At 63.2% G+C, this 13,758-nt stretch carries 8 protein-coding genes and 2 pseudogenes; 4 read left to right on the top strand and 6 right to left on the bottom strand.

All coding sequences use genetic code 11. The annotated features are described in order from the left end of the window. The 6 genes and pseudogenes from G0P99_RS24815 to rplS all read right to left on the bottom strand — a co-directional run. Nucleotides 1-2,762: pseudogene (locus G0P99_RS24815) on the bottom strand (hypothetical protein); the annotation flags it as partial. A gap of 108 nt (nt 2,763-2,870) precedes the next feature. After that, nucleotides 2,871-4,844: a calcium-binding protein gene (locus G0P99_RS15345; RefSeq protein WP_239059835.1), complete on the bottom strand. Its 1,974-nt coding sequence runs from the start codon at nt 4,842-4,844 to the stop codon at nt 2,871-2,873. Nucleotides 4,845-5,390: 546 nt separating this feature from the next. After that, nucleotides 5,391-7,238, bottom strand: coding sequence for a matrixin family metalloprotease (locus tag G0P99_RS15340; protein WP_164131342.1), 1,848 nt, complete (start codon nt 7,236-7,238; stop codon nt 5,391-5,393). Between the two features lie 177 nt (nt 7,239-7,415). Continuing rightward, nucleotides 7,416-8,345 (bottom strand): annotated as a pseudogene (locus tag G0P99_RS15335) (IS5 family transposase). A 127-nt stretch (nt 8,346-8,472) separates the two neighbouring features. Beyond that, nucleotides 8,473-8,694, bottom strand: a complete 222-nt coding sequence (rpmE, locus tag G0P99_RS15330) for a 50S ribosomal protein L31 (RefSeq protein WP_093028560.1) — start codon at nt 8,692-8,694, stop codon at nt 8,473-8,475. 11 nt (nt 8,695-8,705) lie between these two features. Then, nucleotides 8,706-9,089, bottom strand: a complete 384-nt coding sequence (gene rplS / locus G0P99_RS15325; protein ID WP_164131340.1) for a 50S ribosomal protein L19 — start codon at nt 9,087-9,089, stop codon at nt 8,706-8,708. Nucleotides 9,090-9,482: 393 nt separating this feature from the next. Between rplS and G0P99_RS15320 the strand changes: the two genes are divergently transcribed. The 4 genes from G0P99_RS15320 (at nt 9,483) to G0P99_RS15305 (ending at nt 13,523) form a co-directional block, all read left to right on the top strand. Continuing rightward, nucleotides 9,483-10,301: a glycoside hydrolase family 25 protein gene (locus G0P99_RS15320; protein WP_164131338.1), complete on the top strand. Its 819-nt coding sequence runs from the start codon at nt 9,483-9,485 to the stop codon at nt 10,299-10,301. 41 nt (nt 10,302-10,342) lie between these two features. After that, nucleotides 10,343-11,143 carry a tRNA (guanosine(37)-N1)-methyltransferase TrmD gene (gene trmD / locus G0P99_RS15315; protein WP_164131336.1) on the top strand — a complete coding sequence of 267 codons (801 nt, stop codon included), beginning with the start codon at nt 10,343-10,345 and terminating at the stop codon, nt 11,141-11,143. Between the two features lie 59 nt (nt 11,144-11,202). Continuing rightward, a complete protein-coding gene (locus G0P99_RS15310) occupies nt 11,203-11,958 on the top strand; it encodes a TylF/MycF/NovP-related O-methyltransferase (RefSeq protein ID WP_370462805.1) in 756 nt (251 codons plus the stop codon). 245 nt (nt 11,959-12,203) lie between these two features. Further along, nucleotides 12,204-13,523: an adenylate/guanylate cyclase domain-containing protein gene (locus G0P99_RS15305; protein ID WP_164131332.1), complete on the top strand. Its 1,320-nt coding sequence runs from the start codon at nt 12,204-12,206 to the stop codon at nt 13,521-13,523. Nucleotides 13,524-13,758: the final 235 nt, after the last annotated feature.

The following is a 13,758-nucleotide window of genomic DNA, read 5'->3' as shown; positions in this document are numbered from 1 at the left end:
TAGTCCTGCACCCAGTCCGAGCCGTGGCCGCTGGCACCGACGTGGAAGAACTTGTCCGCCCCGCTGCCGCCGTTGATACGGTCATGGCCGAACCCGCCGTTGACGAAGTCGTCGCCTGCGCCGCCGAAGACGAGGTCACTGAACGCCGAGCCGGTGATGACGTCATCGCCGTCCTGGCCTTGCAGCTCGTCCACACCGAAACCACCGGCAATGGTGTCATTGCCGCCCTGGCCAAAGACCTGGTCGTTACCGGCCCCGGCATCGATGCTGTCGTTGCCCTCACCGGCAAAGATCACGTCGCGCAGGTCGCCCTCGCCCGGGCCGCCGATGATCACGTCATCGCCATCGCCGCCGTTCAGCGTGTCGGCGCCGAGCCCGCCATCCATGCTGTCATCGCCCGCATCGCCGATGAGCCTGTCGTTTTCTCCAAGCCCCAGGATCGTGTCGTGCCCGAGGCCGCCGACCAGGACATCCGACTCCGGCGTGCCGGTCAGCGACAGGTTAACGGGTGCGATTGGTTCATCAACTGCGGCTGTGACGCTTTCGCTTGTCCCGTGGCCGTCCTCATAGGAAAAGCGCACCGACAGGGCAGTTCCGACGTCGTCCGCAGTCAGCATGTAGCTGGCGGCGGCCGCACCAGGGATGGCGGTGCCGTCGCGCAGCCACTGATAGGCTTGCGACCCATCGACGATCCCGTCTGCATCGGCCACACCCGAGGCGTCGGCGGTCAGGGTCTCGCCCTGTTTGGCCGTGCCGGACACCGCCACGGCACCAGTGGGGGCGTCGTTGACGTTCTCGACCACGCTGGTGATGGCACTGGTCATGGTCTCTTCGGTGAAGAACCCGTCGACATAGGCGACACGTACCGAGATGCGGCTGCCGACATCCTCTTGTCCGAGGGTATAGGTCGCGCCGGTGGCGCCAGGCAGGTCCCCGCCGTCGCGCAGCCACTGGATGTCCGCGGTCGCCGGATCGAACCCGTCGGCATCGGCAATGCCGGTCAGATCGACACCGAGGCTTTCGCCCTGACGGGCGGTGCCGGTGATCGCGGGCCTGCCGGTGGGCGCAGTGTTGGCGCCGAACCCGACCAGGGTCACGGTGGCCCCGTCGTCGAAGGTGATGACCCGGTCGCCACCCACATTTTCGCCGGTAGCGGCGCCGGTATCGACACCGTCAAAACTGAGCCGGTCCTGGGTCCGGTCGAAATCGGTGATCCGGTCGGCGCCGCCACCGGGTTCGATCACGAACTCGTCCGCGCCTGCGCCGCCGGTCATCAGGTCATCGCCGGTACCGCCGCGCAGCACGTCGTCGCCATCGCCGCCTTCGAGCGTATCGTTGCCCGCATCGCCGATCAGTTCGTCATTGCCGCCCGCGCCGCCCAACCTGTCGTTGCCCGCGCCGCCGTGGAAAGTATCGTCCTCGGCCCCGCCAAGCGCCTGATCATTGCCGCCCAGCATGTCGACATCATGGCCGCTGTCATCGAAGACGATCACGTCATCGCCTTCGGTCGGGGTACCGCCAAGTTGCGCGACGCCGAACACCTGGCCGTAAAGGCCGTTTGCACGGTCGGTGCTGCCCCAGTCGTACCAGACGGTAGCGATCTGGCCATCTTCGAGCGCGACCACACGCGGCATCGACTGGTGGTAGGTCTGGAAGCTGTTGATCAGGAAACTGTCGCCCATCTGGTTGCCCGCAGCGTCGTAGCGGGTGCCATAGATGTCGTTGCGCACATCGTGGTAGTCGACATGCCGGGTGCGCAAGATCATGAAGCCGCCGTCGGGCAGCGCCTCCATCCCAATATCATGGGCGCCGCCCTGGCTGTCGCCGAGATTGGGGTCGGCATGGATGTCGGCCCCCAGCGGATTGCCGGCGGCGTCATAGACGCGGACGGTGACGTGGTTCCAGCTGTCGGGGATATGTTCGGCCCAGCTGTCGGCGAAGGCGATGGCGAAACCGCCCCCCGCCAGCCCGACCGCGACCGGGCTGTTCTGTACTCCGGTGGAGTCCGAGTTGACCCGGAAGTTCCCGCCCACTGCCGCGCCGGTGGCATCATAGATTTGGGCATAGACGCCGTGGCCGCCTTCGTCTTCCAGATCGTCCGACCAGGCAACGACAAAGCCGCCATCTGCCAGCGCTGCCACCGACGGGTCGCGCTGCCAGAGCGTGGTGGAAGAGGTGTTCACGTGGTGGCTGAGCAGGGTGCCGGTGCCGTCGGCCGACAGAACCTTTACCGTGATATCGAGATCGTCGTAGAAGGCCATGACGATGCGGCCATCCGCGAGCGTTTCGAGTGAAGGATAGGTTTCCCAACTGCTGGTCACCACCCAACCGCTGTCGCTGATCTGGTTGGCAACGACGAACTGGTCGTTCAGGGCCGTTCCGCTGGCGTCATAGGTGCGACCCAGCACATTGCGGCCGGTATTGTACCCGCTGTTATACTCTTCGACGATCCAGGCAACAAAGAATCCGCCCGCTGCGGTGGGGGTGACGGTCGGGCTCCAGTGGGGCATCTCGCCGCCGCCGGGTGTCAGAACCGGCTGGCTGATCTGGAAGCTGTCGCCCACGGGAATGCCGTCCGGCGTCAGGATCTGGGCGTGGATCGAACTGGGTGCTGTGGAATCGTCCCAGACCGCTACGATGTTGCCGTTGTCGAGCACCGTAATGTTGACGCCGTCCGAAAACGCGCCAACGACCGACGCGCGTTCGTTGTTGACGATGAACTCGGATCCGTCAGGCCGAAACCAGTAATTGCCGATGGACATTGAGACCTCCAGACTTGGTCGAGACTATTTTCGGACCAAGTCTGAAACTAACATTCCATTTTTGATATGATTTAGATCAACCTCGATTTCCCCGCAGCAAAGCGGCGGTCAGGCCAGCAAATCAAACACGTCGGATCCGATCTGGAGGTTGATGCTGGATTGCCCCGCGCCATCGACCAGCGCCCACATGATCTGCCCGGTCGGGCGGTAGATCACAAAAGCCTCCTGCACCGCGTCATCTCCGGCACGCTCGCCCTCGGCGTTCTGGGTGTGGTTGAAGTTCACCTGGAACTGGTCGCGGGTGGCCGAGGCATTGCCGAACAGGAGCACATCGCCCTCGGCCGAACTGTAGTCCTGCACCCAGTCCGAGCCGTGACCGCTGGCGCCGACATGGAAGAACTTGTCGGCACCCGTGCCGCCGTTGATGCGGTCGTGGCCGAACCCGCCGTTGACGAAGTCGTCGCCCGCGCCGCCGAAGACGAGGTCACTGAACGCCGAGCCGGTGATGACGTCATCGCCGTCCTGGCCTTGCAGCTCGTCCACACCGAAACCACCGGCAATGGTGTCATTGCCGCCCTGGCCGAAGACCTGGTCGTTACCGGCCCCGGCATCGACGCTGTCGTTGCCTTCGCCCGCGAAAATCACGTCGCGCAGGTCGCCCTCGGACGGGCCGCCGATGATCACGTCATCGCCATCGCCGCCGTTCAGCGTATCGGCGCCGAGCCCGCCATCAAGACTGTCATTGCCCGCCTCGCCCAGCAGGCGGTCATTGCCGTCGAGGCCCAGGATGGTGTCGTCTCCGGCGGTTCCCGTGAGGACATCGGCGTCCGAAGTGCCCTCGATCGGCTCCGACCCGCCGGTGCCGCCGTCGAGCGAGAAGAACCGCCCGACGATGGGCATCCGGAAATCGGTGGCGCTGCGGTCATCGGTCCAGCCGATCAGGATGCGGCCATCGTCGCCCTGAACGACAAAGGGGGCGCCCTGATCGTCTGCCGTGTCCTGATGCACGATGACATTGTCGCCCAGTTTGTTCAGATTGGCATCGAACGCCTGCGCCAGCACGTTGAATTCGCCGCCGCCGACCGCGTCCGGGATCAGGAAAGCCCAGGTCACCACCAGACCGCCGCCATCCAGCGCGGCAATGTCGACGCCGACGAAATTCTGCGCCGCGATCGGGAAGGGGGCATCGCTGGCCAAGAGGCGGCTCTCGCCACTCTCCGACAGGACAGGATTGTCGAAATCCGAGGCGTCGCGGACACGTACCGCCACGCCATATCCGCCCAATGCGCGATCCTCGACAACGCCCGCCATGGCGTAATTTCCATCCGACATCGGCTCGATCGTGGAGGTGAAGGCGGTCGAGAACCCGGTGTCTTGGGAACTGGAGGAACTGGCGTTCAGGGCCTTGAGCGGGCCGGTGCCGACCAGGCTGCCATCGCTTTTCCACAGCGCGGTGTTGGCCAGAAAGCGGATATCGCCGAATGCGAGCACGATCATGTCATTGCGGATGACGTCATTGCCGGTGGCAAAGAACTCTTCTCCGTTACGGCTGCCGTCAGAGGTGAACCGCTGTCCGAAAACTGCATCGTCGGAGGCGCCGGTTGCCCGCTGGTCACGCCACATGGCGAGGAACCCGCCATCAGCGGTGGGCGCCAGGCGCGGGTCGCGCTGGTCGTCGACGGAACTGGTGGCCAGGGTGATCTCGGCGCTGCGGGCGGTGCCATCGGCGTTATAGACACGGGCGCGGGCCTCCATGTCGTTGCCGGACAGGAAATCGAGATCGTTCCAGCCGATTACAAAGCCGCCGTCGGTCAGCGCCACGATCTCGGGGTCGGTCTGAAAGCTGGGCTCGGTAGTGTTGATCTGGAACGCCGCACCGACAGGCGTGCCGTCAGGGCCAAGGATGCGGGCCAGAATGGCCGACCCCTCGACATCGGTGATGCCCGGGACGGGGATCAGCGCGTTGACGGTCTGTTGCCAGGTGACGACGTAATTGCCGTTGGCCAGCACGGTTGCCTCGGCGTTGGAGCCGCCCAGGCCAACGTCACCGATATCGAATTCAGCGGAAGTAGGAGAAAGCATGGCTAAAATGGTCCCCGGTCAATGTTGGACAAGCGGCGCCGGAAATCGCGGATGCGGTCGCGCCGCAGTGGCCTGAGTTAACCTCAGGCTCTTTGGAAAATCATGATCCATTTGGGCTATTGCCGTGCCGCTGGCCATCTGTGCGGCAATCTGTTCCATACGGGTCCGGTCAGGGGGGCGAACACATCCGCGCCGACTTGCAGGTTGGCGGAGGATTGGCCTTGTCGGCCAGCCAGCGCCCGGCGGATCGGGCTGTTGGGGTGATAGATCACAATCGCCTGTTGGGCCGGTGTTTGCCGGGACGTCGAAGGATACGGTTTCCGGCAGGGCCGTGCCGGGGACGAAATCCGTGGCCGCGACGGGATGGTCGAACGTGGTGCCGGAGGAGCCGGTTTCTCCGGTGGATGGAACGGTATGGACAACCCTGCTTGATCCCTCTGGCCTGTCGTCTCCGGGGAGCGCGCCGCCACGATTGCGTTGCAGATCTGGCATATCGCGGGGTGGGTCGTAGCGCGCCCCGCGAAACGCCTTTTGCCTGTTTGCGGGTCAGAGCCCCTCGAACGGCAGGCGCAGGTCGAACACGTCCGCGCCGATCTGGAGGTTGATGCTGGTTTGCCCCTCGCCATCCACCAGCGCCCAGAGGATCTGGCCTGTCGGGCGATAGATCACGAACGCCTCCTGCACCGCGTCGTCCCCGGCGCGTTCGCCTTCGGCGTTCTGGGTGTGGTTGAAGTTCACCTGGAACTGGTCGCGGGTGGCCGACCCGATGCCAAAGAGCAGAACGTCGCCCTCGGAGGCGTTATAGTCCTGTACCCAGTCCGATCCGTGACCGCTGTCGCCCACATGGAAGAACTTGTCGGCACCTGTGCCGCCGTTGATCCGGTCGTGGCCGAACCCGCCGTTGACGAAGTCGTCGCCCGCGCCGCCGAAGACCAGATCCGAGAAGCTCGACCCGGTGATGACGTCATCGCCGTCCTGGCCTTGCAGGTCGTCGACACCCGCGCCCCCGGCGATAGTGTCGTTGCCGCCCTGGCCATAGACGAGGTCATTGCCCGCGCCTGCATCGACGCTGTCGTTGCCTGCGCCCGCATAGATCACGTCGCGCAGGTCGTTTTCATCCGCTCCGCCGGTGATCCGGTCGTCGCCATCGCCGCCATTGAGCGTGTCGGCGCCATTGCCGCCCGCCAGCTCGTCATTGCCATCGCCGCCAAGCAGCAGGTCGTTGCCATAGTCCCCGACCAGCGTGTCATTGCCGCCCGCGCCATCGAGCCGGTCATCGCCCACCTCGCCCGTCAGGCTGTCGTCGCCGTCCGTGCCGGTGAGATCGACCGAGGGCCGCAGATCCGCAACCGCAACGGTCTGGTCGCTGAATTCCAGCAGTTCGACACCGTCCAGCTCGGTCCGGTAGCGGGTGCCGTTCTGGCCTTCGGTATTGGTGACGATCACGCGATCACCAATGAACTCGATCATGGCCGACCCGTACCGGGTATCAAAGACGGCGCGGTCATTGGCACCCGCACCGCCAAAGATCTGGTCGTCCCCCGGCCCGCCAAAAAGACGGTCATCGCCAGCGCCGCCATGCAGCTGATCGTTCCCCGCCTTGCCCCGCAGGTCGTCATTGCCGTCATGGCCAAAGAGGATGTCGTCGATCTCGAACCCGTTGAGCAGGTCGGCGCCCACGGTCCCCTGTTGCTCGACCGCGGTTTCGGCGGCGTTCCAGATCGCGTTGGGCGAGGTGGTGCCATAGAGGTACTGGATCGCCTGGAAATCCACGCTGCCCAGGGTGGTGGTGCTGCGCGGTCGGTCGTAGGACATCACCGTGAACGTGCCGTTGTCATGTCCGGGCGTGATGGTCGCGCCGCTCTCGAACGGGTGTTTCAGGCCCAGGGCGTGGCCGACCTCGTGCAGCAGGATCGAGTAGCCCCGGATCCCCGGCGCGATGGTCGAGGCCGCCGCCGCGTAATAGTCGGCATTCATGAAGATGTCGCCGCCCACTCCGAGATACTCGTTCTGCAAAAGCCTTTCGCCCAGGCTGTTGGTGACACCAAAGTATCCGGGGTAGAAGCCGTAGCCGCTGAGCGGATTGCCGACCGAATTTGTCAGCCCGGTCATGTCGCGCATGGAAAAGGTGATCTGCCCGCCGATCTCGGAGGGCACCTCGACAAAGGTCAGGCCGCCCGCGTTGCTCCAGGTGTTCAGCGCCGTGCGCACATGGGCGCGGTGCTGTTCGCCAAAGCTCTGGAAACCGGGAACGGTGTCGCCGTGATAATCCGGCAGGACGTCGGGAAAGCTGAAGGTAATGACGGTTGGCGTGCCCAATGGCGAGTCCACGTTCCAGCGGCGCAAGGTATCTTCGTCGCCGATAAGCGAGAGTAGGTCCCGGGAAACAGTCATAAGAATTTGTCCTTAAATATCGTATGGGACCAATGAACCATACTGCGACAAAAGGGACAACAGAGTCTGAGCATGCCGGGATTGGCGCCGGGTTAATGTGAACCGGTCAACCGGAGCCCGGCGGACTCTGTTGCGCAATTCGGGCGACGTGCGAGGTTTCCCCTTCCCCGGCCGGACTTATCCCGCAACCTCTGTGACAGGGATGCCGAGCGCGGTGTAGCCGTTCAGGACGGCGATGCGGACCTGGAGTTCGGCGACCTGACGGTCGAAGCCCCGTGCCATGAGCCGCTGCCCCATCAGTTTGACGCAATGCATCGTCGTCTCGACGCGGCTTCGGCGGTGGTATCCGCTCCATCGTCGCCAGAGGGCTCGGCCGAGGTATTTCGCGGCGCGCAGGGCCTCGTTTCGGGCCGTGGCTCCGGCGGTGACGGCCGTCCACGGCTTTGCGTTCTTTCGTGGCGGGATGACAGCAGGGGCGCCGCGATCTGCAATCGCATCGTGGCGCTTGCGCGTGTCGTAGGCGCCGTCTGCCGTGATGCCGCCGATCTGCTCGGCCGCCGGGATCTGGCCGAGCAGGTCGGGCAGGACCGGTGCGTCGCCGACGTGACTCCCGGTGATCTCGACAGCCCGGATCTCCAGCGTTTCTTCGTCGATCCCAAGATGGATCTTGCGCCAGACGCGCCATTTCGGCCCACCGCGCTTGCGGGCGTGCCATTCGCCTTCCCCCTCGACCTTGATCCCGGTGCTGTCGATCAGCAGGTGCAACGGGTCCTCCGACCCGCGGTAGGGGATGTTCCCAGCCAGGGTCTTCTGGCGGCGGGACAGGGTGCTGAAGTCAGGCACCGCCCAGTCCAAGCCGATCAACCGCAGCAGGCTCTCGACAAAGCCGGTCGTCTGCCGCAGCGCCATGCCGAACAGAACCTTCATCGTCAGGCAGGTCTGAATGGCCGTATCGCTTTAGGTCTGCTGGCGGCCACGCCTGCCTGTTGGCGCGGCATCCCAGGTCATGGTGGAGTCGAACCAGATGGTCAGTGTGCCCCGGTGCTTGAGCGCTTCATTGTAGGCCGGCCAGTTCCTGGTCTTGTAGGTCGGGGGGGGTCTGCTCATGCACCTCAGCTAACACGCTGGATTCACGAGATGAATCCAGTACGCGATTTGTCCTACAGAGCCGCTCCATGGCGAAAAAAAAACGCCGCCCCGAGGGACGGCGTTTCCTTTGCCAAAGGCGATGGGATCAGAAACCCAGGCCTTCGTATTTCTTCTTGAACTTCGACACGCGGCCGCCGGTGTCCATCAGGCGGGACGAGCCGCCGGTCCAGGCCGGGTGCGAGGAGGGGTCGATTTCCAGCGACATGGTATCGCCTTCCTTGCCCCAGGTGGATTTCATCTGAATGACGGTGCCGTCGGTCAGCTTGACGTCGATCAGGTGGTAGTCGGGATGGATGTCTTTTTTCATCTTTCCGGTCCTTACGCTTCGGCGTCAGCCTTGGGCTTGTAGTTTGCGACTTCGGCGATACGGGCCGATTTACCACGGCGCGAACGCAGGTAGTACAGCTTGGCGCGGCGCACGCGGCCACGGCGCACGACGGTGATGCTGTCGATGTTGGTCGAATAGAGCGGGAACACACGTTCCACACCTTCGCCGAACGAAATCTTGCGAACGGTGAACGAGCCGGCGATGCCGGTGCCATTCTTGCGGCTGATGCAGACGCCTTCGTAGTTCTGCACGCGCGAACGGGTGCCTTCGGTCACCTTGTAGCCGACGCGGATGGTGTCACCGGCCTTGAAGTCGGGGATGTCTTTCCCCAGGGCGGCAATCTGTTCCGCCTCGAGCTGTGCGATAAGATCCATCGCAGTTTCTCCTATGTGCTCGTGGTTTTTCCACGAAGATGTGTGCGTCCCAAGAGCTCGTGGTCTTCTACCGGGTCCGCCGTGGCGCCCGCCCGAGATCAGGTCGTCTGAATTTTACAGCCTAGGCCGGTTGCGCCCGGGTGCCCGGCGAAGAAGCCGGCAGGGCATATGCGAACAGACCAAGGGTCCGGCGCCGCAGAAGCGATTCCAGACTGGCATCGTTTAGGCAGTTTCGGCCGCGGGATCAAGCGAAAGCATCGGTTTTTTGTGCGGTCTCCGGTAGCACGGCGGCATTTTCCGCCGATGCGCGCGGCGCCGGTTGTCATTGTCGTTGCACGCCTCACATAATTGGCCCAGAACCCCGTTTCGTCCGTTTTGCCGATAGTGAGATTCATGCCCCGCTTTTTCCGATTTCTGATTGTGTTCTTCCTTGCCGGACTTGTCCTGTCCTGTGGCCGCCGTGCGCCAGAACCCGAACCGGTTGCCGGTCCCGACCCGTTTGCGCAGGAACTGGCGCAGTTGACCGTCTATCCGAAGTTCGGCGATGCCGACCCGCATGAATGGGAGGGGCGGGGGCCAACCTCTTACCCGGTGCATGGCATCGACGTGTCGCGCTGGCAGGGCGATATCGACTGGCCCACTGCCCGGGCGGCGGGGGTGAACTTTGCCTTTATCAAGGCGACCGAGGGCGGCGACGTGGTCGACCCCAAGTTTGCGGCGCACAGGCGCGGGGCGCAGGCGGCGGGGGTGCCCTGGGGCGCTTATCACTATTACTATTTCTGCCGACCGGCGGAACAGCAGGCGCGTTGGTTCATCCGGCATGTGCCGCGTGGCGCCGACCTGCCACATGTGCTGGACATGGAGTGGACCCACCGGTCGCGGACCTGTCCGCTGCGGCCCGACGGGGCCAAGGTGCGGGCCGAGGCGCGCAAGTTCCTCGACATACTTGAGGCGCATTACGGGCGGCGGCCGATCATCTATACGACCGTCGATTTCTATCGCGATACCGGGATCGGGCAGTTGCGGGGAACGGAGTTCTGGCTGCGCTCGGTCGCCGGGCACCCCAGGCAGGTCTATCCCGGCGCGTACTGGACCTTCTGGCAGTATACCGGCACCGGACTGGTGCCCGGGATCAAGGGCAAGGTGGACATCAACGTATTCCGCAGCGCGCCCGATATCTGGCTGCGCTGGAAGGCCGGGCAGATCGGCTGAGGCGCTTCCCTCGGCTCGCGGCTTGCCCTATGACAGCGGCCATGAGCAACGCACCCACCCGTTCCCATGGCCGCAAGGCCATCCGCCCCACGCTGCAACCGCGCGAGTTGATGACTCCGACGCCGGAATTGCATGGCGTCTGGCAGGCGCGGATCATCACGCTGTTCCCGCAGGCCTTTCCCGGCGTGCTGGGCGAGAGCCTGACCGGCAAGGCGTTACAGGACGGGTTGTGGCAGTTGCACACCACCGACCTGCGCCGGTTCGGGGTGGGCAAGCATCGCAATGTCGATGACACCCCGGCGGGCGGCGGCGCGGGCATGGTTCTGAGACCCGATGTGCTGGGCGCGGCCATCGAGGCGACGATGCAGGGCACCGGCGGCAACTGGCCGCTGATCTATCTGTCGCCGCGCGGGCGGCCCATGGACCAGGCGCTGATGCAGTCGCTGGCGCGCTGCGACGGGGTGACCTTGCTGTGCGGTCGGTTCGAAGGCGTCGACGAGCGGGTGCTGGAGCATTACGGCATCCAGGAGGTTTCGCTGGGCGATTTTGTGATGACCGGCGGCGAGATTGCGGCGCAGGCGCTGATCGACGCCACAGTGCGGCTGTTGCCGGGCGTTCTGGGCAACCAGGCCTCGACCGAGGAAGAGAGTTTCTCCTCGGGTCTGCTGGAGCATCCGCAATACACCCGCCCCGCCGAGTGGAAGGGCCGGGAGATCCCAGAGGTGCTGATGTCGGGGCATCATGGCAAGGTCGCCGAGTGGCGCCGCCAGATGAGCGAAGAGATCACCAAGGCGCGGCGCCCGGACCTGTGGGAGAAGCATGTCGCGACCCGCGACGATTGACATTGCCCGCGGCCTTGGGCGCTATGAGGCAGGGATTTCAGGCAAAGGACGTTGGGCGGGTGTTTTACGGCAAGCTACAGGGCGAGAACGCGGATCGGTTCAGGGCCGCGTTGAAGACGCTGCAAGAGGTATTCGGCCCGATCTACGCGTCCGACAATCTGATCGGTCTGCAACGGGCGGGTGGGTTTCGCGAGGACAAGAAATTTGTCGAGACCCTGCGGCGCAATGCGGAAACCCAACAGGAGCTGTCGATCGCCTGGCGCCTGCACACGCTGTTGTGGGCGGCGCAGAACGTGCTGCACCTGCCGGGCGATTTTGTCGAATGCGGGGTGTGGAAAGGGTTCAGCTTTGCCTTCCTGACCGACTATCTGGAATTTTCCAAGATCGACAAGACGCTGTATCTGTATGACACCTATCAGGGCATTCCCGAGGCGATGAATTCGGAAAAACGCTCGAACCGGGTGTACGAACAGGACATCGCCAATGACCCGGACGCGATCCTGAAAGTGGTGCAGCGGCGCTTTGCCAATGTGCCCAACACGCGGATCGTGCAGGGGATGGTGCCCGACAGTTTTGCACAAGCCTGTCCTGAACAGATCTCGCTCTTGCATATCGACATGAACTCGGCGGCGTCCGAGATCGCGGCGTTGGAGGCGCTGTTCGACAAAGTGGTGCCGGGGGGCATGATCGTGTTCGACGATTACGGCTGGACCGGTTACGCCGCGCAACGCCACGCGGAAAACGCATTCATGGCGGCGCGGGGTCATACGGTGCTGGAGATCCCCACCGGGCAGGGACTGGTGATCAAGCACTGAGGGCGGGGGTGCCGGGATTGGCCGGCTGTCTCCAGGTATGTTAAAGACTGCCTTGTCGACTAAGCCGCCACACGAGGCGTGGCCCGGGAAAGTTGCGCCATCTCAGGGAAGACAGTTTTCAGCGCTTACCGTCATAACTTTTGGACGCAGTTCCTGCACGAGAGCGTGGCCCGCGTAGGCTGTAGGCCGGTGATGCAATACCTGCTATGAATCCAGTGGACTTGAGCGGAAGTGAGTTCACTGAGTTGGACATCCCAAGCACCAGATATGCCAATTGCGACGGTATCGATATCGCCTATCAGGTATTCGGACAGGGCGAAAAAGACCTGGTCTATGTGCCCGGGACGATCTCGAACATCGAGATGGCGTGGGAAGATCCCAATCAAGTCAGGTTCTTTCAGAGCTTGGCCGAACGGTTCCGCGTCATCATATTCGACAAACGCGGGCAAGGCGTTTCGGACCCGATCCAGGGCGCACCAACCTTTGAAGAAAGGATGGAAGACGTTGGCGCGGTTATGGACGCGGTCGGGTCTACAAGCGCGACACTCTTGGGAACATCCGAAGGTGGCCCGATGTGTATTCTGTTTGCAGCCACGTATCCCGAAAAGGTGGAAAACCTCATTCTTCATGGTTCGATGGCGAAATTCTGCAAGGGAGAAGACTATCCCTTCATGCCCACGAGGGAGAACCTGGTGGAGGAGTTTCCGAAGACTTGGGGAACGCGGGAATCCATTGCCATCTTTGCGCCGGATATTCTGGGGGATGCCGAGGCCGAAAAGGCGTTCATCCGGTTTCAGCGTCAGGTATGCTCGCCAAATATCATCCGGCAAACCTATGAAATGACAACGAAAATGGATGTCCGGTCGGTCTTGCCGCTGATCGATGTGCCGACCCTCATCCTGCAACGCAGGAAAGACCGTGCGGTCGACTATCGCAACGGTCGTTACCTTGCGGATCATATTCCCAATGCGACCTATCTTGAGTTGCCTGGCCGCAACCACGTGATCTTTCTGGGCGAGACACAGGATGTCGTGCGGGCGGTCACTCAGTTTGTCGAGATTAGCAAACCGGCTGAGAGCAACCGGGACAAACGCCTGTCAACTGCGCTGTTCACCGACATTGTCGGGTCCACGGAAATGTTGTCCCGGATGGGCGATCGCCTGTGGCGCAAGACCCTCGACAGACATGATGCGCTGACATCGGAAGCCGTGGCGGAGTTCAAAGGCCGGGTGATCAAGAGCACCGGCGACGGAAGCCTTTCGCTGTTCGATAAACCCTCGCGCGCGATCCGATGTGCCGCCTGCCTGGTCGAAATGCTGGGAAAGGCCGGAATCCCCATTCGGGCGGGGCTGCATGTGGGTGAAGTCAGGGTCCGAGGTGATGACGTCACCGGCATGGTCATTCATACCGCTGCCCGGGTTGTGGATCAGGCTCGTCCTGGCGAAGTTCTGATTACGCGTCTGCTTGCCAACCTTACCGCGGACCAAGGATTTGCGGTCGAAAACTGTGGGACGCATCAACTGAAAGGGCTATCTGAACAGACGGAGCTTTTGCGCGTACAGTAGCGGGATTGAGCCGGTTAGAGACCATGACAGCCTTGGGCGCGAAATCGTCATTCCCTGCCGCGTACAAAGGCCCTGAGCGCCGGCAATGTGCCATTGATGGTCAAGCCCTGAGCTGTGGGGCGGGTGGCGGTTGCGGCGCGGGAGTTGGATGGCTGCTCTGCGGAGATACTGTTGAAAAACTCTGCTTGAGCGATGCTTTGGCTGCTGATTCAATTCTCTTGAGTTGCAGGAGAGT

This window comes from Ruegeria sp. PrR005, assembly GCF_010500245.1.
Classification (GTDB): domain Bacteria; phylum Pseudomonadota; class Alphaproteobacteria; order Rhodobacterales; family Rhodobacteraceae; genus Ruegeria_B; species Ruegeria_B marisflavi.
This window is presented reverse-complemented; position numbering and strand designations above follow the sequence as displayed.

Coding starts and splice junctions, on each gene's coding strand:
- G0P99_RS15345 (WP_239059835.1), bottom strand. CDS start 4,844: ATGCTTTCTCCTACTTCCGCTGAATTCGATATCGGTGACGTTGGCCTG.
- G0P99_RS15340 (WP_164131342.1), bottom strand. CDS start 7,238: ATGACTGTTTCCCGGGACCTACTCTCGCTTATCGGCGACGAAGATACC.
- rpmE (WP_093028560.1), bottom strand. CDS start 8,694: ATGAAAAAAGACATCCATCCCGACTACCACCTGATCGACGTCAAGCTG.
- rplS (WP_164131340.1), bottom strand. CDS start 9,089: ATGGATCTTATCGCACAGCTCGAGGCGGAACAGATTGCCGCCCTGGGG.
- G0P99_RS15320 (WP_164131338.1), top strand. CDS start 9,483: ATGCCCCGCTTTTTCCGATTTCTGATTGTGTTCTTCCTTGCCGGACTT.
- trmD (WP_164131336.1), top strand. CDS start 10,343: ATGAGCAACGCACCCACCCGTTCCCATGGCCGCAAGGCCATCCGCCCC.